Source organism: Pseudomonas sp. FG98 (assembly GCF_057808595.1).
Genome location: NZ_JBMDIJ010000046.1, coordinates 1 through 13,961 on the forward strand (window position 1 = coordinate 1; position 13,961 = coordinate 13,961).

The 13,961-nt window shown below is 65.6% G+C and carries 11 protein-coding genes; 7 read left to right on the forward strand and 4 right to left on the reverse strand.

The features are described from left to right. The first annotated feature begins 90 nt into the window (after window positions 1–90). The 5 genes from ACODSK_RS22105 (at window position 91) to ACODSK_RS22125 (ending at window position 5,953) form a co-directional block, all read left to right on the forward strand. Window positions 91–765 (forward strand): heavy metal response regulator transcription factor, encoded by a 675-nt coding sequence (locus ACODSK_RS22105; protein ID WP_330077955.1) that lies wholly within the window; start codon window positions 91–93, stop codon window positions 763–765. Continuing rightward, window positions 740–2,122 (forward strand): heavy metal sensor histidine kinase, encoded by a 1,383-nt coding sequence (locus tag ACODSK_RS22110; protein ID WP_489019161.1) that lies wholly within the window; start codon window positions 740–742, stop codon window positions 2,120–2,122. Before ACODSK_RS22105 ends, ACODSK_RS22110 begins: the two co-directional genes overlap by 26 nt. A gap of 235 nt (window positions 2,123–2,357) precedes the next feature. Further along, entirely contained in the window at window positions 2,358–2,582 is a 225-nt protein-coding gene (locus ACODSK_RS22115; protein WP_489019162.1) for a hypothetical protein, read from the forward strand. 255 nt (window positions 2,583–2,837) lie between these two features. Further along, the gene (locus tag ACODSK_RS22120) at window positions 2,838–4,124 is read left to right on the forward strand and encodes an OprD family porin (protein ID WP_489019242.1); all 1,287 of its coding nucleotides are present in this window, start codon (window positions 2,838–2,840) and stop codon (window positions 4,122–4,124) included. 326 nt (window positions 4,125–4,450) lie between these two features. Further along, on the forward strand, window positions 4,451–5,953 hold the full coding sequence (locus ACODSK_RS22125; protein ID WP_489019164.1) for a sensor domain-containing diguanylate cyclase: 1,503 nt from the start codon (window positions 4,451–4,453) through the stop codon (window positions 5,951–5,953). Window positions 5,954–6,056: 103 nt separating this feature from the next. Here the strand turns inward: ACODSK_RS22125 and ACODSK_RS22130 are convergent, their stop codons facing one another. Then, on the reverse strand, window positions 6,057–6,527 hold the full coding sequence (locus ACODSK_RS22130; protein WP_489019166.1) for a ferritin-like domain-containing protein: 471 nt from the start codon (window positions 6,525–6,527) through the stop codon (window positions 6,057–6,059). Between the two features lie 211 nt (window positions 6,528–6,738). Between ACODSK_RS22130 and ACODSK_RS22135 the strand changes: the two genes are divergently transcribed. Both ACODSK_RS22135 and ACODSK_RS22140 read left to right on the forward strand, forming a co-directional pair. After that, window positions 6,739–6,969: a DUF3820 family protein gene (locus ACODSK_RS22135; protein WP_489019168.1), complete on the forward strand. Its 231-nt coding sequence runs from the start codon at window positions 6,739–6,741 to the stop codon at window positions 6,967–6,969. Window positions 6,970–6,985: 16 nt separating this feature from the next. Then, complete coding sequence (locus ACODSK_RS22140; RefSeq protein ID WP_489019170.1) at window positions 6,986–8,182, forward strand: aminotransferase class V-fold PLP-dependent enzyme; 1,197 nt, start codon at window positions 6,986–6,988, stop codon at window positions 8,180–8,182. Window positions 8,183–8,300: 118 nt separating this feature from the next. On the opposite strand, the gene ACODSK_RS22145 is transcribed toward ACODSK_RS22140, so the two are convergent. From ACODSK_RS22145 to ptsP, 3 genes are read right to left on the reverse strand one after another with little or no spacing between them, the layout of a single operon-like run. Then, entirely contained in the window at window positions 8,301–10,025 is a 1,725-nt protein-coding gene (locus tag ACODSK_RS22145) for a PTS fructose-like transporter subunit IIB (protein WP_489019172.1), read from the reverse strand. Further along, window positions 10,022–10,978, reverse strand: a complete 957-nt coding sequence (gene pfkB, locus ACODSK_RS22150; RefSeq protein WP_489019174.1) for a 1-phosphofructokinase — start codon at window positions 10,976–10,978, stop codon at window positions 10,022–10,024. The genes ACODSK_RS22145 and pfkB overlap by 4 nt, the downstream gene beginning before the upstream one ends. A 2-nt stretch (window positions 10,979–10,980) precedes the next feature. Next, the gene (ptsP, locus tag ACODSK_RS22155; protein ID WP_489019176.1) at window positions 10,981–13,836 is read right to left on the reverse strand and encodes a phosphoenolpyruvate--protein phosphotransferase; all 2,856 of its coding nucleotides are present in this window, start codon (window positions 13,834–13,836) and stop codon (window positions 10,981–10,983) included. Window positions 13,837–13,961 lie beyond the last annotated feature (125 nt).

Below are 13,961 nucleotides of genomic sequence, written 5' to 3' on the forward strand. Positions count from 1 at the left end.
GCTTCGCCAACGTAATCGCGGCGGTCCGGCGCTCCGGTGAACCCGCTCCCACAGGTCTAGCCAAAAGAGTGAGCTTTACAGGTACCGACCATGCGCGTGCTGATTATCGAAGACGAAGAAAAAACCGCCGACTACCTGCACCGCGGCCTGACCGAGCAGGGCTTCACCGTGGACCTGGCGCGGGACGGCATCGAGGGCCTGCACCTGGCCCTGGAAGGCGATTACTCGGTGATCGTCCTCGACGTCATGCTCCCGGGCCTGGACGGCTACGGCGTACTCCGCGCCCTGCGCGCGCGCAAGCAGACGCCGGTAATCATGCTCACCGCCCGCGAGCGGGTCGAGGACCGCATCCACGGCCTGCGCGAAGGCGCCGACGATTACCTGGGCAAGCCGTTTTCCTTCCTTGAACTGGTCGCCCGCCTGCAAGCCCTGACCCGCCGCAGCGGCGGCCACGAGCCGGTGCAGATCCAGGTCGCCGACCTGTGGGTCGACCTGATCAGCCGCAAGGCCAGCCGCGCCGGCCAGCGCCTGGACCTGACCGCCAAGGAGTTCTCCCTGCTCAGCGTTCTTGCCCGGCGCCAGGGCGAGATCCTGTCGAAGACGGCGATTGCCGAGCTGGTCTGGGATATCAATTTCGACAGCGACGCGAATGTCGTCGAAGTGGCGATCAAGCGCCTGCGCGCCAAGCTCGACGGGCCGTTCGAAAGCAAGCTGCTGCACACCATCCGGGGGATGGGCTATGTCCTGGAAAACCGTGCGCAGTAACTCCCTGGCCCTGCGCCTGAGCGCGCTGTTCACCGGCGTCGCCCTGCTGGTGTTCCTGTTGATCGGCTGGGCGCTGTACAAGCAGGTCGACCGCAGCCTCGACCTGTTGCCCTCGGCCGAACTGGAGGCGCGCTACAGCGTGTTGGAGTCGAGCCTGATGCGCTTCGGCAACGAAGAACACTGGGGCAAGATGATCCGCAAGCTCGACCAGCTCAGCGAGGAAGACCGGCGCATCCGCTTCTGGGCAGTGAGCAGCGACAGCCGCTACGAATACGGCCACCCCGATGCGGTGATCCGCCGCCTCGCCGAAGGCAAGCCGGGCATGCGCGACGTGCGCCTGGCCGACAGTCCCTACCCGTTCAAGATCATGCTCAGCGAACTGCCGGCGGTGGAACAGCGTCCACCGCTGCGCTTCCTGATCGGCATCGATACCGACACCTTCTGGAACACCCAGCGCACCTTGCTGATCGCTCTGGTCAGCCTGGCGGTGGTCGGCGTGCTGCTGGCCTCGGCGCTGGGCTACTGGGTGGCGCGCATCGGTCTGCGTCCGCTGCGCCAGCTCTCCGATGAGGCCCAGCAACTGGCGCCGCCACGGCTCAGCGGGCGCCTGCGGGTATCGGCGTTGCCGCCGGAGCTGGAGCAGTTCGCCCAGGCCTTCAATGCCACGCTGGAGCGGGTCGACCAGGCCTATTCGCGGCTGGAGGCTTTCAATGCCGACGTCGCCCACGAGCTACGCTCGCCGCTGACCAACCTGATCGGCCAGACCCAGGTCGCCCTGACCCGCGGGCGCAGCGCCGAGCATTACTTCGAAGTGCTGCAATCCAACCTTGAGGAACTGGAACGGCTGCGCAGCATCATCAACGACATGCTGTTCCTCGCCAGCGCCGACCAGGGCAGCAAGGCCACGCGCCTGACTACGGCGTCGCTGGCCGAGGAAGTGGCGACCACCCTCGACTACCTCGACTACATCCTCGAAGACGCCCAGGTACGGGTCGAGGTCAGTGGCGATGCCCAGGCACGGATCGAGAAGGCCCACCTGCGCCGGGCGCTGATCAACCTGCTGAACAACGCGGTGCAGCACACCGGGCCGGGCCAGGTGATCAGGGTGGCGATCCACAGCGACAACGGCCAGGTCGGCATCGACGTCAGCAACCCCGGCCCGGCCATCGCCGACGAGCACCTGGCGCGGCTGTTCGAGCGCTTCTACCGGGTCGATGCCGCGCGCAGCAACGTCGGCGGCGGCAACCATGGCCTGGGGCTGGCGATCGTCAAGGCCATCGCGGTGATGCATGGCGGCAGCGTGTTCGTGCGTAGCCAGGGTGGGGCCAATACCTTCGGCATCCTGCTACCCGCCTGAACACTGCAACCCCCTGTGGGAGCTGGCTTGCCAGCGATTGCGGTATCGAATTCACCGACGCAATCGCTGGCAAGCCAGCTCCCACAGGTACAGCGTCCGCTCTAGCCAGCGGCCTCCCCGAACTATTACCTTTTCTGCAACAGTCAATCTCGAAAACCCGGCTTTTTCGTTCGTTTGCTAACGATTAATTTGGACACACCAAACAGATACTTGCTCTGCAAGAAGGTTATTCCAAATGTCCAACAGCATGGGTATTGCCAGCGTTTTCGTCCTGTCCTCCGTCCTGCTTTCGCCCCTGGCGATGGCTGAAGAATCCCAGGCCTTCATGGCCCAGACCGCCCGCCATCAGGCTGCCATGGAGCAGTCCCGCGAGGCCTTCGCCAAGCAACAGCAGGACGCCGCCAAAGGCTCTGAACAGACAGCATCGAAGGCTGGCATCAGTGACAGCAAAGACAGCTGATACACAGCACCCCGCTCCCGTTTTTCCCTCGACTTTCGTTCTGGTGACTTTTTCATCGGTGCGACTGTCTTTGAAAGCCGCTGCCTGTCAGCGGCTTTTTTTCGCCTGGTGAAAAGTACCGGAACACGGCTGATTTCCTACAACAACAACGCGTCGCACAGAGAATAAAAACTGCCGTCAACAGCACCTCAAGGAGTTCACAAGGTGAGTAAAACCCCACGTTTCACCCCGCTATTCATTGCACTGGCTGCAACGATGCCCTTCCATGCCCAGGCCGACGACGAGCAGGCCGAAGGTTTTGTCGAAGGCTCCAGCCTCAATGTCCTGGCCCGCAACTACTACTTCAACCGCAACCAGCTGCTGCCCGGCGTGCGTGACATGCGCGAATGGGGCCAGGGTTTCGTCGGCAAGTTCGAGTCGGGCTTCACCCAGGGCACGGTCGGCTTCGGCCTGGATGCCTACGCCATGCTCGGCCTCAAACTGGATGGCGGTGGCGGCACCGCCGGTACCTCGATCCTGCCGATCAACAGCCCGAGCAAGGACGGCTACGACTACGGCAAGGCGCCGGACAGCTTCTCCAGCGCCGGTGCTTCGGTGAAGGTCCGCGCCTTCGACACCGTGCTGCGCGCCGGTGACCTGTTCCTGACCAACCCGGTGATCGCCGGCGGCGAAACCCGCATGCTGCCGCAGACCTTCCGCGGCGTCAGCCTGACCAACAACAGCATCGACAACCTGATGCTCGAAGGCGGCCAGGCCAGCTTCACCAAGCCGTACAACCAGAGCGGCCACCGCCGCATCGACACCTTCTACGGCACCCTGCCGGACGGTCGCGACAGCCGCCACCTGAACTGGGCCGGCGCCGTGTGGACCCCGGTCGAAGGCCTGAGCACCAGCCTGTATGGCGCGGAACTCAAGGACATCTGGAACCAGTACTACTTCAACCTCGACTACACCTGGCAGCTCAACGACCTGGTCAGCCTCAACCCGGGCCTGAACTACTACCACACCCAGGACACCGGCGACGCGCTGCTCGGCAACATCGACAACAACACCTACAGCCTGCACTTCGCGGTAAACGTCGGTTACCACGCGATCACCGCGGTGTACCAGCGGGTCAACGGCAACACGCCGTTCGACTACATCAACCAGGGCGACAGCGTGTACCTGGACAACTCGCAGATCTACTCGGACTTCAACGGCCCCAACGAACGCTCGTGGAAGCTCAAGTACGCCTACGACTTCGCCGGCCTCGGCGTGCCCGGGCTGACCACCAGCGTACAGTACTCCAAGGGCGAGCTCGACCTGACCAAGGCCGATGCCGACAGTCCCGGCTACGGCAGCTGGTACAGCGCCGAGGGCAAGAACGCCCAGCACTGGGAACGTGACGTGGATGTCGCCTACGTGTTCCAGGAAGGCCAGTTCAAGGACCTCAGCCTGCGCCTGCGCTGGGCCGCGCACCGTGGCAGCCAGGGGTATTCGGCGGTGGATAACGACATCGACGAGTACCGGGTGATCGTCGACTATCCGGTAAACATCTTCTGATCCTGCACTGCTGCTGATGGCCCCATCGCCGGCAAGCCGGCTCCCACAAGTGCCACGGTGCACACGATCCCTGTGGGAGCTGGCTTGCCAGCGATGAGGCCCTCGTCTCACTGCATGACCAGCAGCCATACATCAGCCGCCCCCACTAACTTCTTGTCCTACAATCCCCCTCGCCCCTAGAATACGGGCCGCCGCACGGGCCCTTCGCGCGTGGCGAGCTATGGAATTCCTTTACCAGAACCGTCCCCGGAACAGCTCCCAGCTGTCTCCGGCGCACGGTTTTATTCGTTTTCCGGCCCAACCGACGCCCAGGCAACCTCGCCACCATGAACGCGCACACCCCGCCACCGCGCCCCGGCCTTTACCGCCGGCATCCGGAGCTGATCCTCAATCTGGGCAGTTGCCTGGCCGTGGGCGCGATCATTGCCATCGTCACCTTCCTGCTGATGCGCGAGCGGATGAACGTGGAACAGACGGCGGTGCGTTCGGCGGGCAACATCGTCAAGCTGATCGAGACCGACATCATTCGTAATGTCGAGCTCTACGATCTGTCCCTGCAAAGCCTGATCTGGGCGGTGCAGCATCCGGAATTGCTGGGCATCCCGGCGCACATGCGCCAGCAGGTGCTGTTCAACCAGGCCTTCAGCAGCCCGGTGCGCGGCGACATCCTCTGGCTCGACCGCAATGGCAACGTGGTCGCCGACTCCGCCAGCACCACCCCGCGCACGGCCAACTTCGCCGATACCGCGATCTTCCAGGAACATCGACGCAATCCCGACCTGGGCCTGGTCATCAGCCCGCCCTTCAAGGCGCGCCTGGGCGACCTGGACTGGTGCATCAGTTTCAGCCGACGCATCGACGACGCCGATGGCAGCTTTGCCGGGGTGGCCGGCGGCGCCCTGCGCCTGTCGCACTTCAGCGACATGTTCAAGCGCCTCGACGTCGGCCACGACAGCAGCATCAACCTGATGAACACCGACGGCCAGTTGCTGGCCCGGCATGCCACCGGCGCCAGCGGGGAGCGCCACGAGCAGATCGGTGCCAGCTTCGCTTCCCGGCCGAACTTCCAGCGCCTGCTGGCCGAGGGCAAGGGCAGCTTTACCAGCCAGTCCGGGGATGACAACGAGCTGCGCCTGTACACCTTCGCCCGGGTGGAAAACCTGCCGCTGGTGCTGGTGGTGACCCAGTCGGTGGACGAGGTCTACCGCGCCTGGAAGCGCACGGCGATGCTGGTCAGCGCCGCGACCGCCGTGCTGTGCATCGGCATTCTCTGGTTGAGCCTGATGCTCGGCCGCGAGCTCAAGCGTCGCCATAGCGCCGAGCGCAGCCTGGCCGAGCTGGCCGCCACCGACAGCCTCACAGGCCTGGCCAACCGTCGCCAGCTCGACCAGGTGCTGCGCCGCGAATGGGCACGGTCGCAACGTACCCAGCGACCGATCACGGTACTGATGATCGATGTCGATCACTTCCGCAATTTCAACGAACGCCATGGCCATCATGGCGGCGACGAAGCGCTGCGCCAGGTCGCCGGGGCCATCGAGCAGAGTCTGTTGCGCCCGACCGACCTGGCGGCGCGTTATGGTGGTGAGGAATTTGTCGCGGTGCTGCCGGACACCGACCTGGCGGGCGCCCTGATTCTCGCCGAGCGCATCCGCCACGGTGTGCAGGCCCTGCCGCCGTATGGCGAGGACACGCAAGCGGTGAGCGTCAGTATCGGCGTCGGGGTATACGAGCCGGGTAGCTCGATGGGGCTTGGCGAGTTGATGGCCAAGGCTGATGAGGCGCTGTATCGGGCCAAGGCGAATGGCCGTAATCGGGTAGAGGCGTGATGGTCTGACCCGGCCTCATCGCTGGCAACGCCAGCTCCCACAGGTATTGCGTACACCGCTGAACTTGTGGGAGCTGGCGTTGCCAGCGATGAGGCCAGCCGATTCAGGACTGGGCGCGAGCGCTGTTGCGCAGCACTTTCACCTGGTCATGGTTGCGCTGCACACCGTGGTACTGGCGCTCGACCAAGGTGTAGGACTGCGAGGCCGGAGCGACCTTGGCCAGTTTCTCCAGGGCTTCCTTGTAGGCTTTCAGCGCATGGTCTTCACCACGCTCGGCTTCATTGAGCACCGCCTCGTCATCCTTGCCGGTGACCATCGCCTTCAGATTGACCCAGCCGCGATGCATGTCGCCGGCAATGCTGGTGGAAGTTTCCGGATCGCCACCCAGGCTGCGCACATGCTGCTGCAGTTCTGCCGCCGCGCTGGCGCAGTCGCCGGAGCGTTGCAGGAAGTAGCTTTTCAGATCGGCACGCTTGACGTCGTCGGCACAGGTCTTGAAGCCCTTCTCGCCATCCTTGCTGAATTCGATCAGGTCGTTGAGGACGGAAATCACTTCTTTGTTGGTGTCGGTCATGGCACAGCTCCTTTTGCATGATTGAAGATGCAAGGGATATCGCAGGCTTCGTGCCAGCTCGGCCATTCACTAAAAACTGATATTTATCAACAAGTTATAAAAAATCGATCAATCTGTATGCTCGCTTTCTGCATGAACTGTCCTTTGGCCTTCATGCAGATTGCCTGTATCGTCCTGCCACTCGTCAGCCTTTTTCCTGCAAGCCCATCCGATGAAACCCGAAGCCCTCGAACTGCTGGTCACCCATGAAATGCCCTACGGCAAATACAAGGGTCGACTGATCGCCGACCTGCCCGGCCCCTACCTCAACTGGTTCGCCCGCCAGGGCTTTCCCAAAGGTGAACTGGGCGGCCTGCTGGCGCTGATGCACGAGGTCGACCACAACGGTCTGTCGGACCTGCTCGAACCGCTGCGCAAAAAACATCCCCGCCCCCGTCCCTGAACAAGCGAGCATGCCCATGACCCAGTTGCCTTCATCCGAGTCCTCCCTTCTGGCCCGCGATGAGGGCTACTGGCAGCGCATCGCCGCCAGGTACGACGTGGAGCCCGGGCCGATCAATCTCGAGTACGGCTACTTCGGGCGCATGACCCGCAGCGTCAGCCAGGCCTATCAAGGCCACATCGAGGCGATCAACCGCTGCAACTCGCTGCCGGTGCGCCAGCACTTCGAACAGATCGGCAGTGTGCAGATCCGCGATGCCGTGGCCGGACTGCTGCGGGTGCCGCCGCGCAGCGTGGCCATCACCCAGAGCGCCTCCGCCTCGTTGCAGGCGATCATCCGCAACTACAACCGCCTGCAACCCGGCGACGAATTGCTGATCAGCGACCTGGAATACGACAGCGTGCAGAACGCCATGGGCTGGCTGGCCCGCCAGCGCGGCCTGGAACTGATCAAGCTGGCGCTGCCGCACCCGGCCAGCTTCGACAACATCGTCGAAAGCTATCGCCAGGCCTTCGTGCGCAATCCACGCATTCGCCTGATGGCCCTGACCTATGTGAATCACCGCACGGGCCTGGTACTGCCGGTCGAGGCCATCGCCCGGGTGGCCCGCGAGCATGGCGTGGAAGTGATCCTCGACGGCGCCCACGCCCTCGGCCAGATCGACTTCGACCTGGAACAACTGGGCATCGAACTGGCCGGCTTCAACCTGCAGAAATGGATCGGCGCACCGCTGAGCCTCGGCGTGCTCTACATCGCCCCAGGCAAGATCGACGCGGTGGACGCGGACATGGGCGAGTTGCGTTATCCACAGGACGACATCCGCTCCCGCGCCCCTTACGGCACGCCGAACGTGCCGGCGTGGCTGACCCTGCCGACGGTGATCGACGAGCACCAGGCCATGGGCGGATCGGCGGTGAAGGGCGCGCGGTTGAACTACCTGCGTGATCTGTGGGCGAGGCCGGCGCGGGAGATCGACGGGATCGAGGTGCTGACCCCGGATGACCCACGGCTGTATTGCGGGATCACCTCGTTCCGCTTTACCCGGCATGCCGACCAGGTGGCGATGGCGCGGCGTCTGCTGGAGGAGTTCAACCTGTTCACCGTGGCCCGGGATGGCTCGGCGTGCGGGCCGTGCATCCGGGTGACGCCGGGGTTCGTGACTACGCCAGAAGAGGTCGGGTTGTTAGTCAAGGCTTTGGAGCAACTCGCCTGATTGTTTTGCCCTTCAGGGCCTCATCGCTGGCAAGCCAGCTCCCACAGTGATCGCGTGCGCCGCTAAACCTGTGGGAGCTGGCTTGCCAGCGATGAGGTCCTCAAATACAGCACAGCCCTCACCCCTTGACCGGCTGCACCGCCAACTCCACCACCTCGCTCTTCTTGATAAACGCATACACCACCCCGGTCAGCAGGCTGCCCGCGACGATCGCCAGCAGATACAGCAAGGCGTGGTTGATGGCATTGGGAATCAGCATGACGAACAGCCCGCCATGGGGCGCCATCAGCTTGCAGCCGAAGTACATCGACAGCGCCCCGGTCAGCGCGCCGCCGGCGATGCTGGCCGGGATCACCCGCAGCGGGTCCTTGGCGGCGAAGGGAATCGCGCCTTCGGAAATGAAGCACAAGCCCAGCACCAGTGCGGCCTTGCCCGCCTCGCGCTCGCTCTGGGCGAACTTGCGTCGGGCAAGGAAGCTGGCGATGCCCAAGCCGATCGGCGGCACCATACCGGCGGCCATGGTCGCCGCCATCGGCGCGTAGCTCTGCGACGCCAGCAAACCCACGGAAAACGCATAGGCCGCCTTGTTCACCGGCCCGCCGAGGTCGACGCACATCATCGTGCCGAGGACGATGCCGAGCAGGACAGCGTTGGTGGTACCCATGCTGTCGAGGAACTGGGTCAGCCCGGCGAGCAACCCGGCCACCGGCGTGCCCACCACGTAGATCATCACCAGGCCGGTGAACAGGCTGGCGAACAGCGGAATCAGCAGGATCGGCTTCAGCGCTTCCAGGCTGCTCGGCAGTTTCAGCCAGCGACTGATGGCCCGGGCACTGTAGCCGGCGAGAAAGCCGGCGATGATGCCGCCGATGAAACCGGCATTGAGGGAGCTGGCCAGCAGCCCGCCGATCATCCCCGGCGCCAGCCCCGGCCGGTCGGCGATGGACCAGGCGATGTAGCCCGCAAGCAGCGGCACCATCAGCTTGAAGGCCGCCTCGCCGCCGATCTGCATCAGCGCGGCGGGCAAGGTGCCCGGCTCCTTGAACGCCTCGATGCCGAAGACGAAGGACAAGGCGATCAGCAGACCACCCGCCACCACCATCGGCAGCATGAACGAGACACCGGTCAGCAGATGCTTGTAGACCCCGGTCTTCTCGCTGCGCGCCTCGCTCGGCTGGCTCGCCGCCGCGCTTTCCTCCCGTGCTTCGGCCAGTGCCTTGGTCAGGGTGGCCTTGGCCTGCTTAAGTGCCACACCGGTACCGCAGCGGTAGATGCGCTTGCCGGCGAAACGCTCGGTGGGCACCTCGATATCCGCAGCCAGCAGCACCACGTCGGCCTCGGCGATGGCCGCTGCGCTCAACGGATTGCGCGCGCCCACCGAACCCTGGGTTTCCACACTGAGTTGCAGGCCCATCTGCTGCGCCGCCTGTTGCAGCGCCTCGGCGGCCATGAAGGTGTGGGCAACGCCGGTCGGGCAGGCGGTGACGGCCACGATCCGGCTGCCCGACGCCGCGGCGACGGACGCAGCGGGGCGATGCTCGCTCGCCTGCTCCCGGGCCTGGCGCAGAAAGTTATCCACATCCCCCAGTGCCTCGGCGGGCGTGGCCTGGAACAGCTGCTTGCCGGCGAAACGCTGCAAGTCCAGCGCGGTACTGCTGACCACCAGCACCCAGTCGGCATCGGCGATGGCCGCAGGTGACAGTTGGCGCTCGGGGCGCGCCGGGTCGTGGATCTCCACGCAGGTGCTCCAGCCCAGGCGCTGCGCGGCGGCATCCAGCAGCCGCGCGCTGACCACGCTGGACACCTGGCCGTTGGGGCAGGCGGTGATGATCGCGAGTTTCATTGCTCACCCTCTTGTTCTGTGGCGGGGTTGCGGATGCGGACTTGTGTTTCGAAGCGCGCCAGTTGCGCGCGGTCGTTGATACCGAAGCCGATCTGGCTGACCGCCTGGGCGGCAATGGCGGTGGCACGGCGCAGGGTCTGCTCGGCAGCTTCATTGACCAGCAGGCCGTGGAGCATGCCGGCCAGCAGCGAATCGCCGGCACCGACGGTACTGGCCACCGTCACCTGGGGCGGCACGCCTTGCAGCACGCCGTCGGCACTGAACCAGTTGACGCCCTGCTCGCCCTGGGACACCACCACATGGGTGATGCCCTGGTCGAGCAGGCGTTGCGCGGCCTGGCGTTGCTGGGCGAAATCCGCCAGCGGCTGGCCGACGGCCTCGCCCAGTTCCTCGGTGTTCGGCTTGATCAGCCAGGGCGTGGCCCGCAAGCCGGCATCCAGGGCCGCACCGCTGCTGTCAAAGGCGACCTTCAGGCCCATGGCCTTGAGCCGCTCCAGCAACGCCTGCAACCACTCGGGGCTGACCCCGCGCGGCAGGCTGCCGGCCACCACCACCGCGTCATGCCCCGGTGCCAGTTGATCGAGGCGGCGCAGCAGCGCGTCGCGCGCGGCTTCGTCGACCTGCGGCCCCGGGCCGTTGATATCGGTGACCTGGCCACCGGCTTCGACCAGCTTGATATTGCTGCGGGTCTCGCCGGGCACGCGGATAAAGCCATCGACAAAACCGCGCTGCTGGATCAATGCCTCGAACGGGCCCAGGTTATCCATACCGAGGAAGCCGCTGACGCTCAGTTGATGCCCGAGGTCGGCGAGGACCTGGGCCACGTTCAGGCCCTTGCCGGCCGCGTGGCTGTGCTGCGCCGAAGCGCGGTTGACCGCGCCGGTGCGCAGGGCATCGAGGCTGACGGTGACGTCCAGCGCCGGGTTGAGGGTCAGGGTCAGAATCTTGGCCATCGTTACATCTCCACCAGTGCCCGCACCTCGGCGGCACTGCCCAGGGCCAGCGCCTGTCGCGCCAGGCCACGGGCCTGTTCAATACTCAGCGCGCGCACCTGTGCCTTGACTTCGGCAATGCTGCGCGCGGCCACGCTCAATTCATCCACTTCCAGCCCGAGCAGCACGGGCACCGCCTGGGGATCGGCGGCCAGTTCGCCGCACACGCCGACCCACTTGCCATGGGCATGGGCCGCGCGCACGGTCATGTCGATCAGGTTCAGCACCGCCGGGTGCAGGCCGTCGGCCTGGGCCGAGAGGCTCGGGTGGCCGCGGTCGATGGCCAGGGTGTACTGGGTCAGGTCGTTGGTGCCGACGCTGAAGAAGTCCACTTCCGCCGCCAAAACCGGGGCCAGCAGGGCCGCCGACGGCACCTCGATCATGATGCCGACCTGCAGGTCGCTGACCGGGATCTCCAGCAGCAGCCGGGCGACCATACGCCGCGCTTCGCGCCACTCCTCGACCTGGCCGACCATGGGGAACATGATCCGCAGCGGGCGATCGTCGGCAGCGCGCAGCAGGGCACGCAACTGGCTTTCCATGACCTGCGGGCGTTGCAGGGTCAGGCGGATGCCGCGCACGCCGAGGAAGGGGTTTTCTTCCTTGGCGATGGGCCAATAGGGCAGCGGCTTGTCGCCTCCGACGTCGAGGGTACGCACTACCAGCGGACGCCCGTCCAGGCCGTCGAGTACGCGGCGGTATTCGGCTTCCTGGGTGGCCTCGTCCGGCAATTGCGAGTGGGCCATGAAGATCAGTTCGGTGCGCAGCAGGCCAACACCTTCGGCCCCTTGCTCGACCACCGCAGCGATACCGCTGCTTTCACCGATATTGGCGCACACCTCGATGGCGTGGCCGTCATGGGTGACGGCAGGTTCGAGGCGGCGGGCCTGGGCGGCACGCAGGCGCTGTTCGCGCTGCTCGCGCTCGGCGAGGGCTTTTTCCAGTTGGTCGCTGGCCGGGGCAACCGTGACCCGACCACGTTGGCCATTCACCAGCAACGGCGTGCCGGGCTCGATCAGCAGCACCGAGTCACCAGCCCCGACCACCGCCGGAATGCCCAGCGCCCGGGCGACGATGGCGCTGTGCGCGGTGGCGCCACCACGGGCGGTGAGAATGCCGGCGACCCGTGCCGGATCGAGACGGGCGACATCGGATGGGCCGACTTCAGCCATCACCAGCACATAGGGTTGCTGCGGTTCAGGGGTTTCGGCGATGCCGCAGAGTTGCATCAGCACGCGGCGGCCAACGTCGCGCAGGTCCGCGGCGCGCTCGGCCAGCAGCGCGTCCTGCAAGGATTCCTGCTGCCGTGCTGCCAGGTCGATCACTGCCAGCCAGGCGGCCGGGGCGCTTTCGCCCTGGCGCAGGCGCAGTTCGACTTCCTCGGCCAGGCCAGGGTCGGCGAGCATTTCCTGATGGGTGACGAAGATCTCGCGGATGCTGCTGGCGTGGCTGCGCTGGATCAGTTCGTCGATATCGCTGCGCACTTGGGCCAGCGCATTATCCAGGCGCTGGCGTTCGTGGGCAGGAGACTCGCCGCGCAAGGGATAGTCGAACTCCTGCAAGCGCTGCACATGGGCCGGGCCGGCGGCGATACCGGGCGCGGCGGCCACGCCCTGGAGGGTCGATCCGGGCTGCGGAGCGACCTGGGCAACGGCGGTTTCAAGCGATTCCGCTGGCATAGGTGCCAAAGGGGTCAGCGGCTCGACCTCTTCGCCCAACCCGCCTTCGACTGCCGCCAACAGGGTCGGCAACGCATCGGCGATAGCCGGTTCGACACTGAACTCCAGCACCTGGCCGCGCCGGGCACCGAGGCCGAGCAGCTTGCTCAGGCTTTTCACCGATACCGGCGAGCCGACGCCGTCGACCAGGCGTACGCGGATTTCACCGGCATATTCCTTGGCCAGTTGCGCCAGCACCTTCGCCGGGCGGGCATGCAGACCGTGGGGGTTGGCCAGGGTAATGCGCGCGCTGGGCCAATCGCCCGGGACTTCTCCACCAAGCAACGCCAGCACCGCGCGCACATCGCTGGCGCGCAGCAAGTCCTGGGCGCGACCTTCGATCAGCAGGTTGCACAGGCGGTCGAGCAGCGGCGCCTGAGCCTCGCCCTGGGCCGCCAGGCAGAACACCCCGTTCAATGCCTGACCGAGATGGCGCAACGGCTGCTGCGGCGTGATGAAGGCCAGGCCCGGCTGGCGCACCGCCTGGTCGCTGGACACCAGCCACAGGCCCTCGCCCAGCGGCAACGGCTCGGCCTCATGCAGGTGACGGGCAAAGGCACGCTCCACGCACTCGGCGCGGCGCAGCAGACGCGCGCCCTGACAGAGCAGGTCGTCGTAATCGTCGGCGCTGACGCCAAGGGCAACGCTGCGTTCATCCAGCAGCAGTTCACGGGGGGCGCCCTGCAGCAGTTGCAACACCGCCTCGGCGCTGTCGGCACGGGCCAAGGCTTGGGACAGGTCGCCCTCGCCGAGGGCCCGGGTCAGTTGCTGGAGCAGGCGCAGGTGTTCGTCGGAACGAGCGGCGATGGCGATGGCCAGGTGGACGATCTGCCCGTCGCCCCAATCGACCCCGGCGGGAAACTGCATCAGGCGCACACCGGTGGCGAACACCTGGTCGCGGGTCTGCGGAGTGCCGTGGGGGATGGCGATGCCCTGGCCGAGGAAGGTCGAACCTTGCTGTTCACGGGCCTGCAAGCCGGCCAGATACCCCTCGGCCACCAGGCCGTCCTCGACCAGCCGGGCCGCCAGCAAGGTCAGGGCGGCAGACTTGTCCACAGCCTCTTGACCCATGGCAATCTGCGCCGTGGTGAATTCCAGCATTGTCCTCTCCTTTTGCAACGCCAGGGCGGCGCCGAGGTATTGTTGTGGTCACACAATCATAGGGCCAGTACTGGTCAGACCCATCGGCAAGCGTCCGGTGCGGCAGAAAAAACGCCTGCTGAAAC